Here is a 13507-nt window from a genome sequence, read left to right on the forward strand (position 1 = left end):
CAATTTCAATATATTTCCTTTAGCATTTCATTATGGGGAAATAGATTTTCCTATTATGTTTCCTGTATTTTCAACGTATTACGGGAGGTGTCCAATGAAGATCCGGGCGATGTTGCTAGCTGTATTATTATGTGTGTCGGCAATCGTATTGGCGCAGGGCTCGACGTCGGGTATCGACGGAACGTGGGACATCGTGATGAACGGTTTCGGTGGCAAGATTACCTTCAATAGCGGGGGGGGCGTCCTCAACATGAGCGGATACCCCCAGGAAAAGATCAGCGATCTCAGTTTTAACGGGTCAACGATCCGATTCACCCGGGTGTCGTCATTCGGCCCATCAGGCGATCAGGTGTTCACGGGGACCGTCTCCGGCAACACGATGCAGGGAACGCTCACCCAAACTAGCATCCCCGGCGGCATCTATCAATGGACCGCCACGCGCCCAGGCGGGACTCAGGATCCGATTCATCACCCGGGTCCAGTTCCTCCCCCCCGCGATTTCGTAACGCCGCCTCCCGTGTGCAATTGGGAAAGTTTCACTCCTGACATCCGGTCATTTCCCGGACAACCCGGTCGGGTATTTCCGTTAAGGCAAGGCGACTTCCCGGCGGGCAATTACATGATCTTCGTAGCGCCGACCGGAAAAAACGGTCTCGATGCGCCAAATATAGCGAAAGCTTTTGGTCCGTACACCCTGCGGAGCGAGAAACGCTACAAGTCGCGGATTTATATGAGCGGAAAGGCCCTTGGATGGGAGGAAGAATCGGCCGACCTCCTGCGGTATGGTCACCCCCTCCCCGGCTTTGCGAGAATCTACTTCAGGAACGACGTGGACGGAGATGAGTGGTATGCAATCTGTGTGCTTCCGGCGGGCGGAGACCCGGTTCCCCCCGGGTTCGTCCCGCCGCCTACTGTTTGCCAATGGACACCTTTCCCGCCTGATATCCGGTCACATGGCGACCAATCCGGTCGGGTATCTCCCGTAGAGCCCAGCAACATGCGGGCCGGTAGCTATATGATTTTCGTGGCGCCGGTCGGAAAAAACGGTCTCGGTGCGCCAAATATAGCGAGAGCTTTTGGTCCCTACACCCTGCTGAGTGAGAAACGCTACAAGGCGTTGATTCATACAAGCGGAAAGGCCCTTGGATGGGAGGAAGAGTCGGCCGACCTTCTGAGTTATCCTCACCCCCTCCCTGGCTTTACTAGAATCTACGCCAGGAACAACGTGGACGGAGACGAGTGGTACGCAATTTGCGCGCAGTGGATGGGCCCGACGGGCGGAAGTGGAGGTGGCACGGGGATCGACATCATCGCGGGAATCTGGAAGAACACCGACCATATCCACCGGGGTTGTCGGGATGTCCAATCGTTCTGCAAGGCATACAAGCTTGACGTGCAGTTCTCGAAGACTGCCGATGGTGCCCTCGAAGGTCAACTGGTTGGTCAATCGTTCATCATGGTCGGCGAACTTCAAGGCCAGACCTGGGACTTCACATGCACGATGAATGGCAGTTATCACGGGAAGGGGTCGTTCGTTTTCTCGCAGGATTTCAGGTCTTTCAGCGGGGAACTCACTGACGTTAATGGTCATCACGTCGTTTGGACCGGAAGCAAATAGGATCCCCTCCGGCCATTAAATTTGAATTAAGCGTTCTTTTAAAAGATTTCCCGGATCCGGTAAGGAAAAGTCTTAATGACTGCGCCGGAATTAAGATCGTTCATTAGCATAGTGATGCTATAATTTTCCTATGAGGGGTCATCAAGAGTAATAAATAATCAGGGGGAACATCTGTATGATGCGCGCCGTTAAAATTATTTTAATAACCCTTTTACCGCTTACCTGTCCCATGTGACGACAGACTCGCCACTCGTCTTGAACTCTCCTCTCGATGATACGCCCGAAGTCTTCATGAACACTTATTACGGCGCCGTGGGTGCGTCACCCCCCTCTCCGCAGAACCCGCAAGGCATCTACCAGGGGATCGACTTTGTGGCGCCTACCGGCACTCCCGTCAAGGCAACGGCCTCCGGGGCCATATCCAGAATCATGAACGAGATCAAGACGGAGTACGACGGCACGGTAAACACCTATGCCAACGTCATTCTGGACGTTGGTAATCATAACTCTATCATATACATTTTCGAACCGCTCCAAAGCCTGTCCGTCGTCGAAGGCCAAACAGTCGACACCGGGGATACCCTCGGTACCCTGGCCGACAACCGCGGCCAAAACCTTCGGCACACGCTGGGAACCGGCACGCTCGATTTAGGGCTGATGTCGCTTGTCGACGGCAGTAATATCCGAATCTGCTTTGTTCCTTACGCAGCACCTTCCTTCAAGACTCTCATGGAAACATGGTTCTCACGCGCATATACGGCTACAGCCGAACATCCTGGGCCGTGTACGTGCCATTACTTTTATCCTTAAAATACAAACGAGGAGAAAATTGATTTTCCTATCAGTCCTTTAAGGTGAAGCGGGTTGCTTCTTGATTCCAACTTTAGTTTGAACAGTAAGTGGTTATGGCGTGAATACGGGGGAAGATTTCCTGGCGGCATTTGATTTTTTTTAATTGCCGTTATATGTTATCCTCAATTAAAGGAAAGGAGAGAAGATGAATAATCACCTGTGGAAATCAAAAATCTTGGTTGCGGTTGTGATCGGCCTGTTCAGTTTGATGGTATTTACCGAGACCGTACCGTCAACGAAGAGTTTGTATTCCCGCCTGATAGCGCAGGGCAAGGAGTTTTATGAAAACGGAGAGTTTGAAAAGGCGGTCGCCAAATATCAATCCGCCCAGGCGGTGGCCGCAAGCAACGAGGAAATGGCCGAGGCCTCTTTTTTATTGGCTGTGACTGATTATGCCCTGGTGGATATGGAAAACTGTCTGGACAGCCTGGAGAAATATTTTTCGGTTTCGATTCCCAGCGCCGATCCGTTTCTGGGCAAGGATTTTCCACCCAAATTCAAAGAAGTGTTCAAGGCGCAAAAAAGGGAATACCTGCAGAAAATTGCGGGGACAGCGACTCCTTCCGTGCGGGCAAAAAAGAAGGAAACCCAAACTCAACCCACGGTCAGAGAACAAGAAACCATTGCCCCGCAAGTGGAGAAGAAAAAGAAGTTTCCCCTGCTGCTGCTCATTGCCACGATGTTGGTGGCTGGGGCCGCGATCTATTACTTTGCGGTTGTCAATAATAAAGAATATACCCTGACCACCAGCGTGGGCACAGGGGTGAATGGCGCGCCGGCAAGCGGAGCGGTGAAATATAAAAAGGGGTCTACGGTTAGCTACAACTATTCCCTAGCGAGCGGGTACACCACCCTGGTGGTAACGTTGGACGGGGCTCAAGTTGATGCCAGCGGCACGGTGACAATGGACAGGGACCACTCCTTGTCCGCCACGGCGGCGGCGGTTGAGAATTATGTGTTGACGGTTGCCAAAAATGCGGGGGTGAATGGGACGCCGGAAACGGGAGCCTATACGTACTCCCAGGGAACGACGGTCAATTACAGCTACACCGCGGCCACCGGCTATGCCGACCTAGCGGTCAAATTGGACAATGCCGCGGTCGCGGCCAGCGGCACGTTCATCATGAATGCCAACCATTCCTTAACCGCTACGGCGGTGTTGTCCCCGGGGGAGCATTACACGTTGACGGTCACCACATCTGCGGGCGTGGAAGGAACCCCGGCTGCGGGAGTCTATATATACACCACGATCACGCTGGTCAATTACAGCTACGCCGCGGCCAGTGGCTATGCCAACCTGGTAGTTAAATTAAACAATATCCCGGTCGCCGCCAGCGGCCTCCTGATCATGAAGGAGAATCTCAATCTTTCCATCACCGCAACTCATTTATAATTCTGGGAAGAACATTCTCTTCCGCTTGTCTTGTAGAACGAACAGGGGAGGGTGGCTCCCCCGCTCGTTGGCAAGGAATCAGAATTTAAAATACAAGGTAAGATACGTGTAGAAATCCGCCTGAGGTTTGTCGCCACTTTCCGGCGCATCGTAAAAAACATACTTGACATTGGGGATGATCTTGACATTCTCGTTCAATGACCAGCCGAGTCCGGCCAGGACCACGTTGGTCTTGGCGTTGTTGGCCATGGGAATATAATCGATCTTGCTGCCATTGGGATTGGGATCGAGCAAACGGTCGTAGCGGGCAATGAACTCCATCTTCGGGCTCAGTATAAATACGCCGAAAATTGACATGAACTTCATGTCGCTGCTGGCATCCGCTTGCTTGGCGTTGCGGATCCCGTAGTTGAGGCCGCCTCTTCCCCATTTGCCTTTCACGCCGGCGAACGCCTGCAGGATGCTGACCGAGCTGTCGCTGCCCAGGTTGGTGTAATCGGCGTACAGTTCGAAAAACAGCGCCGGGATGGGCTGGAAATTAAGCCGGCCGTAGATCGCCTTGCCATGGTCGGTTTCCGACTTGAGGCCGGCGCCGTTGCCGACGATAATGGTATAGGTCAGCTTGCCCTTGGCGTCGAGAGGGCCTTTCAGCCCCATGCCGAATTCGCGCGAATTGCCGAATTTGAAAAGGTCGACCGGTGTTTTTTCCATCGGCCGGTAACCCCAGTAGTCGTCCAGGTTGTCGTACAGGGGGGTGCTGATAAGACCCAGCATCAATGTTTGTTTGCCGATCTTCGTGGCTAGGTAGGCATCCTTGACAAAGGGAATGAGCGTGGTCGAGGTTTTGAAATCCCCAGGGCTGTTCATTTCCAGGCGGAAGCGCATGGAAATCTTGTCGGTCAGGGTGCCGTCGTAGGTGAAGTAGATGCGGCGGAACCAGAAACCGTTGTTGTCCTTGACGGCCGCGTCATGGTTTTTGAGAACATAATAGTAGTCTCCGAACATCAATCCTGACAGCTTGCCCTCGCTATGAAGCGTCAGCGCCGGAAACAACAACAGCCATATGGCCATCACGATAAAAAATGTTTTTTTCATTTTCATGTCACTCTCCTCGATTGGCGTGTTCTTTTATTTGCCGATTTTGTCCAGTCCGGCCGCGAGCTTGGCGTCGGCCAGGGCGATGTAACCGGCTTCGCCGACATACTTCTGGCCGGCGCTCAGGACCCATTTCATGAAAGCGGCCAGCAGCTGCTTTTGCGGCCGACCGTGGCAGACGAAATACAGGTCTCGCGCCGGCGGGCTGGGATATTTGCCGTCGGCGATCGCCTTGACCACGGCGTCGCGGCTGGCGTAGAAATTCTCGTCAACGTCGATGCGGCCGTTCTCGTTCAGGTCGATAGGCACGATTGCCGTCCCGGCCATGGGCTTGAGCGTGGCTGCGTCGAAAGCGTAGTTGACGTTGTTGAAGCCGATGCCCAGCGCGTCCTTGCGCACGGCTTCGTTCAGCCCGGGATCGCCGAAAACGCCGATGCCCATGAGATCCTCCTGCTTTTTCCCCAGGTAAAGGGCCCATGTTTCGGCGGCGCCGCATGAGTCGGAGCGGGTGTAGACATGAAGCTGGACGTTGCCGTTGCCTCCCAGGAACTCATTCCAGGTAGGGGGGTTCTCGTTCAGCCAGATGCGCATGAAATCGGTTTTCTTCATCCCTTTTTTCATCAGCTCGGCGAACAGGGGGTTGCCCTGATTGACGACCGGCAGCACCGCATCCTTGGTCACGGGAATGAACCAGGCGCCCTTCTCGATTTCGGCGGGGTGGATCTCCCGCGACACCATGCCGATATCGACCATGTCGGCCAGGGCGTCGGCAATGCCCTTGCCGGCTCCGCCCGCCGAAATATCAAAGCGGACCTGGGGGTGAAGTTTGCAGAATTCTTCGGACCATTTCATGACCATGGGATAAAGGGCGAAAGCACCCGAAATGGTGATTGTGCCCTGCAGGTTTTGCTCGGCTCCCTGCCGGGCCTCGAGATTTTGCATGGTAAAATGACCCAGCATGATCAATGCAACTAGAAGCGTAAGCATCTTTTTCATGTAATGTTCCTCCTTTTTGGACTACAATAATAGTACAATTATATTACATTATTTTTGAATGTCAATACTTTTTGAAAATAAAATAACTCTTTTTTTCAGCCAAACCAAGCGATTTGAATTTTGGCCTTTTTTGGTCTACAATGACGACGAGGTGTTTCTTGGAGCAAACCCTGGCCATTATCAAGCCCGATGCCGTCCAGCGCCATCTGGTCGGAGCGATCATCTCCGAAATAGAAAGGAATAATTTCCGTATCGCCGTCATCAGGACCCTGCGACTGTCTCCCGAGCAAGCGGCGCGTTTTTACGCGGCTCACCAGGGCAAGCCTTTTTTTGACAGCCTGGTCGCATATACAGCCTCGGGGCAGATCTACGCTTTGATACTGGAAAAGGAGCACGCCGTCGAAGCCTGGCGGCAATTAATGGGGCCGACCCGCCCCGAATTGGCCGCGGCGGACACAATCCGGCGGCGCTTTGCCATCGATGTGCAGAAGAACTCGGTTCACGGCGCCGATTCGCCGGCCACGGCTTCGAGGGAGATTCAATTTTTCTTTGGAGAAGGGGAATGAAAAATTTTCAAATTCGCAGCAAGATCGTCAATGGCGTGGCTGTCCTGTACCTGAAGGGTCACCTCGATGCCCATCAGGTGGCCCGTTTTGAAAAAGAGATCGTGCGCTTGATCCGCGATAACAATTTCAAAATCGTGATTAACGGCCAGGAGTTGAACTACATCACTTCGGCCGGCATGGGCATCATCATGGGCTATATCGACGAGGTGCGCGAAAAAGGCGGGGACATCAAGCTGTGCTCCCTGGCCGAGCGCGTATACGAGACCTTCGACCTGGTCGGTTTTACCGAGATATATGATTTTGTCGCCGATGAACAGGTGGCCATTGACAAATTCAGCCATGTTTCCCCCCAAGCCTGATTTTTCGATCACCATCCTTTCCCAGACCCAGCTGCTGAAGATGGTGGTCGAGCTGACGCGACACATCACCACCCTGTTCAATTTTTCCGTGGCCGATGCCCAGAAGATCTCCTTGGCCATCGACGAAGCGGTAACGAATGTGATCAAGCATTCTTACGGCAACGACAGCGGCCAGCCGATCACCATCGAATATTTCCTGGCCCCGGGCGGCATTCGCATCCGCATCTTTTACCGCGGCCTGCCCCCGGAGATCGCCGACGAGGAGATCAACCTCGGCAAAATGATCAAGAAAAAAAAGAAAGGCGGACTGGGCGTCAAGCTGATGAAAACCATCATGGATTCGGTTGTTTATAAAACGGTCGACGGAAAAAATTGCTGCGAAATGGTCAAATGGCAGAAAACGATCTGAAGCAGTTGCAGAAAGAGCTCAAATTCAAGAAGCTGCAGCTGAATTCCATCTACGAGCTTTCCTCGGCGATCCACTCCTCCTTCGATATCGATCATGTCATCCGCATATTTTTTTCAACGCTCATGGCGCCGCTGGGCGTTTCGCGCGCTTTTTTTTTCGACCCCACCCAGGCGATTTTTCGCAAGCGCGGTTTCGTTTTAAGCGAAGAAGAATCGCTGTTCATTAAAAAAAATGCCAGGAAAGTACTGGCCGGATCGGCCAGCCTGGAGGTCGAAAACCTGCCGCCGGCCATGGAAAAATTGAAAAACCTGCTGTTGGCCAAGGGCATTTGTTACCTGCTCAACATCTCGGAAACCAAGAAGAAAGTCATCGTCCTCGGCCTGGGCCGCAAGTTTAACACGCGCTGCCTGGAGCAGGAGGACTGCGAGTTCGCCTATATCCTCTCCCGCTTCATGCTCATCGAGCTCGACAATATCGATTACCTGGCCCAGATCTTCGAGAAAAAAAAAATGGAACACGAGATGAAGATCGCCCGCGACATCCAGCTCTCGCTGCTGCCGCAGGGCCTGCCGCAGCTGAAGAATTACGATATTTCGGTCATCTACGAAAGCATCCGCGAGGTCGGCGGCGATTATTACGATTTTTTGAAAAAGAAGAAGAACATCCAGCCGCTCGTTCTGGCCGACGTCGAAGGCAAGGGGTTATCCGCCGCCTTGCTGGCCGCCACCTGCCAGGCCATTTTTCATTCGCTGAACGAACTGTACCTGTTCAAGCCGGCCAAGGTCATCGGCAAGGCCAATGCCATGATCCACGAGATTACCAGCGGCAGCCGCTTCATCACCCTGTTCTGGATGCAGCTCGACGATGAAAACCCGGCCCTGACCTACGTCAATGCCGGGCACAACCAGCCCTACCTGATCTCGGGCCCAAAGATCACCCAGCTGAGCGAGGGCGGCACCCTGATCGGCTTCAGCGCCACCAGCGCCTACGAACAGAGCACCGTTCCCCTGCATTCGGGCGACATCGTTTGCGCCTTTACCGACGGCGTCTTCGAAGTGCAGAACCCCGCCGGCGAGGAGTTCGGCGAGAAAGCCATGGTCGAATACATTCAGCAGAACGCGCGGCTGACGGCCGCGGAATTGAGCGGCGGCTTATACAAGAAAATAAAGAGTTTCGCCAATAACATCGATTTCCGCGACGATTTTACCATCCTGATCGTCAAGGTGCGTTGAGGGGGATCGATGAACACGGTGGTGCTGGGATTGCAGTGGGGCGACGAGGGCAAGGGCAAAGCCATCGATTATTTGGCCGGATCGTTCTCGGTGGTGGTGCGCTTCCAGGGCGGGCACAACGCCGGCCATACCGTGTATTACCAGGGCAAAAAGGTCGTCTTGCACGTGCTGCCGTCGGGAATTTTTTACCCCGATTGTTTGGCGGTGATCGCCAACGGGGTGGTCGTGCAGCCGCTGCAGCTGGTCGAGGAGATCCAGAACGCCCGGGCCCTGGGACTTTCGCTGGAAAACCTGGCCCTGAGCGAAAACGCGCCGCTGATCCTCCCTTTTCACCAGGAGCTGGATGTCGTTTTTGAAGATTCCCGCTATCAGCGCATCGGCACCACCCGGCGCGGCATCGGTCCGGCTTACGAGGACGTGATCGGCCGCCGCGCTCTGTTTGTCGACGATCTGTTGCGCGAGGATGTGTTCCGCGCCAAGATCGCCCCCTTGGCCGAGTACTATCAGCGCCTGTTTGCGGCTCACGGCCACCCGGCCGCGAACCTGGAAGAAGCCATCGACCGCTACCTGCAAGCCGGGATTTTTCTCAAATCCTTTGTCCGCAATACCACCCGCCTGCTGCAGCAGGCCCTGGCCGCCAAAAAAGACATACTGTTCGAAGGGGCGCAAGGGGCGCTGCTCGATATCAACCTGGGGACGTATCCATTCGTCACCTCTTCCAATACGACCATTGCCGGCGTGTTTTCCGGGACCGGCTTGCCGGCCAAGGCGGTGGAGCGGGTGATCGGCATATCCAAGGCTTACGCTACTCGGGTGGGCGAGGGCCCTTTCCCAAGCGAGCTGACCGGCGCCGGCGGCCAGCAGCTGCGCGAGCGCGGCAACGAGTACGGGGCGACCACCGGCCGGCCGCGGCGGGTGGGCTGGCTCGACCTGGTGGCGCTGAAGTACGCCGTGCAGGTCAACGGCGTCGATTCCCTGTTTCTGACCAAGCTGGACGTCCTGGATGAGATGGCCGAAATCCAGGTGGTCACCGCCTATGAAGGCGTTGACGGGTTTCCCGCCCACGCCGACGCGCTGAGCCGGGTCCGGCCGGTTTATAGCGCCCTGCCGGGATGGGAGAAAAAACTCGGCGCCATCGAGCGTTTCCGCGACCTGCCCGAGCAGGTCCGCGCCTACCTGCGCTTCATCGAGGATTTTACCGGGGTCGGCGTGAGCCATGTGTCGCTGGGCGGCGAACGCCGCCAGACCATCGAAATCGGTGCCTGATCGAAAGCCTGCGCTTCAGCCCTTGAAACGGTCCAGGGCGATGAGCAGCAGGCGGGCAGCGCGTTCCAGCTTGGGCGCCTCGATGACGTACGCCAGCCGCACCTCATTCTTGCCCCGGCCCTGGGTGCTGTAGAAGCCCTCGCCTGGGGCGATCATCACCGTTTCGTTGTTTTCAGTGAATTCGTTTAGCAGCCAGCGGGCGAACGTCTCGCCGTCGCTGATCGGCAGCTTGGCCATGATATAAAAAGCGCCTTCGGGCTTTTGCAGGATAATGCCCTGGTGCGAGGTCAGGATGTCGAACAGGATGTCGCGGCGCTTCTGGTATTCGGCCATCACCTCTTTGAAATAATCGTGCGGCAGCTCGTAGGCGCCGATGGCGCCGATCTGCTCGAGGGTCGGCGGGCACAGGCGCGCCTGGGCGAACTTGCTGATGCCCTTCATCACCTCTTCGTTGCGCGAGATCACCGCCCCGATGCGGGCGCCGCAGGCCGAGTAGCGCTTGGAGATCGAATCGACCACGATGGCGCGGTCTTCCATGCCCTCGAGCTGCAGGATGCTGAAATGGGTCTTGCCGTCGTAGACGAACTCCTTGTAGACTTCGTCGGCGATGAGGTACAGGTCGTGCTTTTTGGCGAAGGCGGCCAGGGCCTTGAGCTCGTCCACGCGGTATACCGTGCCGGTGGGGTTGTTGGGCGAGCAGAGCAGGACGGCGCGGGTGCGCGGAGTGACCTTGCTTTCGAACTCCTTGATGTCGGGCAAATGGAAGCCGTCCTCGGCCCGGGTGGTCACCGGCACGATCTTGACGTTGCACAGCGAGGCGTAGCCGTTGTAGTTGGTGTAGAAGGGTTCGGGGATGATGATCTCGTCGCCCGGGTCAGCTACGGCGTTGAAGGCGAAGGAGATGGCCTCGCTGCCTCCGGTGGCGATGACGATATTCTTGTTTTCCAGCTTGATCTTGAAAAAAGCGAAATACTTGGCCATCGCCTCCTTGAGGGCCTCAAGGCCGTCGGAGGGGCCGTAGGAAAGGACCTTTTCCCCGTAGGCGATGATCTTCTGCATGAACACGGCCGGGGTGTGGATGTCGGGCTGGCCGATGTTGAGGTGGTAGACGGTCGTGCCGCGCTTCTTGGCGGCATTGGCCAGGGCGGTCAATTTGCGGATCGGGGATTCCTGGATGCTTTGGGCTCTTGCGGATATTTTCACGGCGCCTCCTGATCTGTTAGGAAGTAAATTATAATATTATTCAAGGTCGGGGTCAACTAGATGATCCGCTTTGGTCATTGATGAAATTATGATTGAATTCAGAAAAATGTAGTTTTTACGAGAAAATCTGAATGTTCAAAACTCATCCCCCACCCCCTTCTCTTGGCAAGAGAAGGGGAGTAGGAGGTCTTCTTCACCCCCCTCTCATAAAAAAAGAGAGGGGGAATGGGGGTGAGTCAGTGGATGAGATTCGAAAACATAAGATTAATCCAAATTTCAGGGAATCATTGATTTGTCTTACCCCCGTGCGCTTGCCAAAAGCACTATCCGATGTTATGTTTACGTTGAGAAACATTATATGAAATCCTGGATCCTGGAGCTGGGCTTTAGCGAGTTGCAGGAAGAATTGCGCGCTGCCGGTTTTCGCGATTACACGGCGCGACAGGTTTTCCAATGGCTGTATCAAAAAAATAACAAGGACCCCTCCAGCTGGAGCAACATCCACAAGCAGGATCGCGAAAAACTATCCGGACTTTACGATTGCGGCTGCCGGCCGGTCCTCTCGGTCCGCAGCGACGAACAAGGGACGCGCAAGTACTTGGTTGGACTTGAGGATGGCCAGAAGGTCGAAACCGTCCTTATTCGCGAGAAGGATCATTACACCTTCTGTTTATCGACACAGGTGGGCTGCCCGTTGGCCTGCCGTTTCTGCGCCACCGGCGCCATGGGTTTCCGACGTAACCTGAGTGTTGGCGAGATCGTCTCCCAGATGCTGACCTTGAAAAAGGAGCTGGGGGAGTACTCCGGCAAGCTGAACCTGGTCTTCATGGGCATGGGCGAGCCGCTGCTCAATTATGAGAACCTCAACCAGGCCTTACAGCGGATCGTCGCACTCGACGCCTTCAATATTTCGCCCCGCCATGTCACCGTGTCGACGGTCGGCATCCTGGAAAACCTAAAAAAACTGGAGCGCGATTTCCCGCAAGTCAAGTTAGCCTTTTCGCTGAATGCGCCGGACGACAAGTTGCGCGGCCGGCTGATGCCCGTCTCACGGCGCGAAAGCCTGGAGAGCCTGCTGAATTATTTCCGCGGCAGGAAAAGCCGCCAACGCCTTACCTGCGAATATGTGCTGCTGCATGGGGTCAACGACGCCCCGGCCCAGGCCAGGGCGCTGGTGCGCCTGCTGCACGGCATCCCGGCCAAGATCAACCTCATACCCTACAACGAAAACCCTTCTTTGCCCTTCCAGCGCCCCGACGAGGAGTCGGTGGAAAAATTCCGTGCTGAGCTCGTGAAGCGCGGCTTGACGGTGATCACCCGCTGGTCGAAGGGTCAGAGCATCGCCTCGGCCTGCGGCCAGTTGGCCATCCAGCCGGAATGAATTGATTTTTATCTCTGGAGGGGATATAATAAAAGCTCGGGAATCATATGCAATCCAAACTGGAAAAACTGAAAGGAACTTGTGTCGGCATCGCCGGCTGCGGCGGGCTGGGCTCCAACTGCGCCATGGCCCTGGCCCGGGCCGGAATCGGTTCCCTGGTCATCGCCGACTTCGACGTGGTCAGCCGCGAGAACCTCGACCGCCAATACTATTTCCTCGACCAGGTCGGCCAGAAGAAGGTGCTGGCCCTGCAGGAGAACCTCAGAAAGGTCAATCCCGACATAAAGGTCGAGGCGCACGACGTGCGCCTGGGGCCCGACGAAGTGGTGCGCATTTTCCAGAATTGCATGCTGATCATCGAGGCCTTTGATCGGGCCGACATGAAGCTGATGATCATCGAAACTGTGACCGAACGTTTTCCCGACAAGTTCATTATCGCCGCCTCGGGGCTGGCCGGCTACGGGCAAAACAACGCCCTGCGCACGCGCCGGCTGGGGAGCCTTTTCATCTGCGGCGACGAGGTCAGCGAAGTGTCGCCCGAGCTGCCGCCGCTGGCGCCGCGGGTGGCTATCGTGGCTGCCATGCAGGCCAACCAGGCGTTGGAGATCATTTTGGACGACCTGGAGCTGGTTGGCGACGATGACGCCTGGGATGAGACATAACGGGGGATATCATGAAAATATCCTTGAATCATAAAGAAGAGAGCATGGCCGGCGAATCGATCAGCGTCCGCGAACTGCTGACCATGATGAAATTCACCTTCCCGATGATCATCGTCAAGATCAACGGCCAGCTGATCAAAAAAGAAGATTATGAAAGGGTCTTTATCGGTGACGGTGACGCGGTCGAAGCCATCCATTTGATCAGCGGCGGCTGACCGCTATAAAAACGGGCCTTCGTGATGCGTGACGAGTATAGTCACACTCACTCTTGTCCTAATAAAAAAGTCAGATTTCGAGCAAAACCATTTGCCCTTCAGGTTCATGGGGCAGTTTGAAGCGGTTGGGACTTAGTTTGAGCAAGGAAATAATATCGACTTTTTGAAAGAGGGCTTCCTTTAATACGCGGGTAAAGTGCAGCAAGGTAAACTGATACTTGGTCTGGACCTTGATGAAGGCGAGGAGCAAGAAGTAGATC

Annotated in this window: 15 protein-coding genes; 11 read left to right on the plus strand and 4 right to left on the minus strand. The window is 55.1% G+C overall.

From position 1 onward, the window contains the following. Positions 1-94 precede the first annotated feature (94 nt). From NTW95_05450 to NTW95_05460, 3 genes are all read left to right on the plus strand, one after another. Positions 95-1618, plus strand: coding sequence for a hypothetical protein (locus NTW95_05450; GenBank protein ID MCX6556865.1), 1524 nt, complete (start codon positions 95-97; stop codon positions 1616-1618). 291 nt (positions 1619-1909) lie between these two features. Next, complete coding sequence (locus tag NTW95_05455; GenBank protein ID MCX6556866.1) at positions 1910-2428, plus strand: M23 family metallopeptidase; 519 nt, start codon at positions 1910-1912, stop codon at positions 2426-2428. Between the two features lie 187 nt (positions 2429-2615). Beyond that, positions 2616-3863, plus strand: a complete 1248-nt coding sequence (locus NTW95_05460; GenBank protein MCX6556867.1) for a hypothetical protein — start codon at positions 2616-2618, stop codon at positions 3861-3863. A gap of 78 nt (positions 3864-3941) precedes the next feature. Here NTW95_05460 and NTW95_05465 read toward each other — a convergent pair whose 3' ends face one another. Together NTW95_05465 and NTW95_05470 are read right to left on the minus strand one after the other, a co-directional pair. Further along, positions 3942-4964, minus strand: a complete 1023-nt coding sequence (locus NTW95_05465) for a hypothetical protein (GenBank protein ID MCX6556868.1) — start codon at positions 4962-4964, stop codon at positions 3942-3944. 27 nt (positions 4965-4991) lie between these two features. Next, positions 4992-5954 (minus strand): substrate-binding domain-containing protein, encoded by a 963-nt coding sequence (locus NTW95_05470; protein MCX6556869.1) that lies wholly within the window; start codon positions 5952-5954, stop codon positions 4992-4994. Positions 5955-6094: 140 nt separating this feature from the next. Between NTW95_05470 and ndk the strand changes: the two genes are divergently transcribed. The 5 genes from ndk to NTW95_05495 are packed head-to-tail and all read left to right on the plus strand — an operon-like array spanning position 6095 to position 9786. Beyond that, positions 6095-6520, plus strand: coding sequence for a nucleoside-diphosphate kinase (gene ndk / locus NTW95_05475; protein ID MCX6556870.1), 426 nt, complete (start codon positions 6095-6097; stop codon positions 6518-6520). Beyond that, on the plus strand, positions 6517-6879 hold the full coding sequence (locus tag NTW95_05480; GenBank protein MCX6556871.1) for an STAS domain-containing protein: 363 nt from the start codon (positions 6517-6519) through the stop codon (positions 6877-6879). The genes ndk and NTW95_05480 overlap by 4 nt, the downstream gene beginning before the upstream one ends. Beyond that, the gene (locus tag NTW95_05485; GenBank protein MCX6556872.1) at positions 6860-7288 is read left to right on the plus strand and encodes an ATP-binding protein; all 429 of its coding nucleotides are present in this window, start codon (positions 6860-6862) and stop codon (positions 7286-7288) included. The genes NTW95_05480 and NTW95_05485 overlap by 20 nt, the downstream gene beginning before the upstream one ends. Next, positions 7270-8520: a PP2C family protein-serine/threonine phosphatase gene (locus NTW95_05490; protein MCX6556873.1), complete on the plus strand. Its 1251-nt coding sequence runs from the start codon at positions 7270-7272 to the stop codon at positions 8518-8520. Before NTW95_05485 ends, NTW95_05490 begins: the two co-directional genes overlap by 19 nt. A 9-nt stretch (positions 8521-8529) precedes the next feature. After that, on the plus strand, positions 8530-9786 hold the full coding sequence (locus NTW95_05495; GenBank protein ID MCX6556874.1) for an adenylosuccinate synthase: 1257 nt from the start codon (positions 8530-8532) through the stop codon (positions 9784-9786). 15 nt (positions 9787-9801) lie between these two features. Here NTW95_05495 and NTW95_05500 read toward each other — a convergent pair whose 3' ends face one another. After that, entirely contained in the window at positions 9802-10989 is a 1188-nt protein-coding gene (locus tag NTW95_05500) for a pyridoxal phosphate-dependent aminotransferase (protein MCX6556875.1), read from the minus strand. 358 nt (positions 10990-11347) lie between these two features. On the opposite strand from NTW95_05500, the gene rlmN reads away from it, so the two are divergent. From rlmN to NTW95_05515, 3 genes are read left to right on the plus strand one after another with little or no spacing between them, the layout of a single operon-like run. Beyond that, on the plus strand, positions 11348-12370 hold the full coding sequence (gene rlmN, locus NTW95_05505) for a 23S rRNA (adenine(2503)-C(2))-methyltransferase RlmN (GenBank protein MCX6556876.1): 1023 nt from the start codon (positions 11348-11350) through the stop codon (positions 12368-12370). A 47-nt stretch (positions 12371-12417) separates the two neighbouring features. Continuing rightward, positions 12418-13032, plus strand: coding sequence for a sulfur carrier protein ThiS adenylyltransferase ThiF (thiF, locus tag NTW95_05510; protein MCX6556877.1), 615 nt, complete (start codon positions 12418-12420; stop codon positions 13030-13032). Between the two features lie 11 nt (positions 13033-13043). Further along, a complete protein-coding gene (locus NTW95_05515; GenBank protein ID MCX6556878.1) occupies positions 13044-13247 on the plus strand; it encodes a sulfur carrier protein ThiS in 204 nt (67 codons plus the stop codon). A 70-nt stretch (positions 13248-13317) separates the two neighbouring features. Here the strand turns inward: NTW95_05515 and NTW95_05520 are convergent. Next, the coding region (locus NTW95_05520) for a hypothetical protein (protein ID MCX6556879.1) at positions 13318-13507 on the minus strand (190 nt) is incomplete at its 5' end.

The organism is Candidatus Aminicenantes bacterium (assembly GCA_026393795.1).
Taxonomy (GTDB): Bacteria; Acidobacteriota; Aminicenantia; order UBA2199; family UBA2199; genus UBA2199.

Excerpts from the sequence above, each read along its gene's own strand:
- NTW95_05450 (MCX6556865.1), top strand. The coding sequence starts at position 95 with ATGAAGATCCGGGCGATGTTGCTAGCTGTATTATTATGTGTGTCGGCA.
- NTW95_05455 (MCX6556866.1), top strand. The coding sequence starts at position 1,910 with ATGAACACTTATTACGGCGCCGTGGGTGCGTCACCCCCCTCTCCGCAG.
- NTW95_05460 (MCX6556867.1), top strand. The coding sequence starts at position 2,616 with ATGAATAATCACCTGTGGAAATCAAAAATCTTGGTTGCGGTTGTGATC.
- NTW95_05465 (MCX6556868.1), bottom strand. The coding sequence starts at position 4,964 with ATGAAAATGAAAAAAACATTTTTTATCGTGATGGCCATATGGCTGTTG.
- NTW95_05470 (MCX6556869.1), bottom strand. The coding sequence starts at position 5,954 with ATGAAAAAGATGCTTACGCTTCTAGTTGCATTGATCATGCTGGGTCAT.
- ndk (MCX6556870.1), top strand. The coding sequence starts at position 6,095 with ATGACGACGAGGTGTTTCTTGGAGCAAACCCTGGCCATTATCAAGCCC.
- NTW95_05480 (MCX6556871.1), top strand. The coding sequence starts at position 6,517 with ATGAAAAATTTTCAAATTCGCAGCAAGATCGTCAATGGCGTGGCTGTC.
- NTW95_05485 (MCX6556872.1), top strand. The coding sequence starts at position 6,860 with ATGTTTCCCCCCAAGCCTGATTTTTCGATCACCATCCTTTCCCAGACC.
- NTW95_05490 (MCX6556873.1), top strand. The coding sequence starts at position 7,270 with ATGGCAGAAAACGATCTGAAGCAGTTGCAGAAAGAGCTCAAATTCAAG.
- NTW95_05495 (MCX6556874.1), top strand. The coding sequence starts at position 8,530 with ATGAACACGGTGGTGCTGGGATTGCAGTGGGGCGACGAGGGCAAGGGC.
- rlmN (MCX6556876.1), top strand. The coding sequence starts at position 11,348 with ATGAAATCCTGGATCCTGGAGCTGGGCTTTAGCGAGTTGCAGGAAGAA.
- thiF (MCX6556877.1), top strand. The coding sequence starts at position 12,418 with ATGCAATCCAAACTGGAAAAACTGAAAGGAACTTGTGTCGGCATCGCC.
- NTW95_05515 (MCX6556878.1), top strand. The coding sequence starts at position 13,044 with ATGAAAATATCCTTGAATCATAAAGAAGAGAGCATGGCCGGCGAATCG.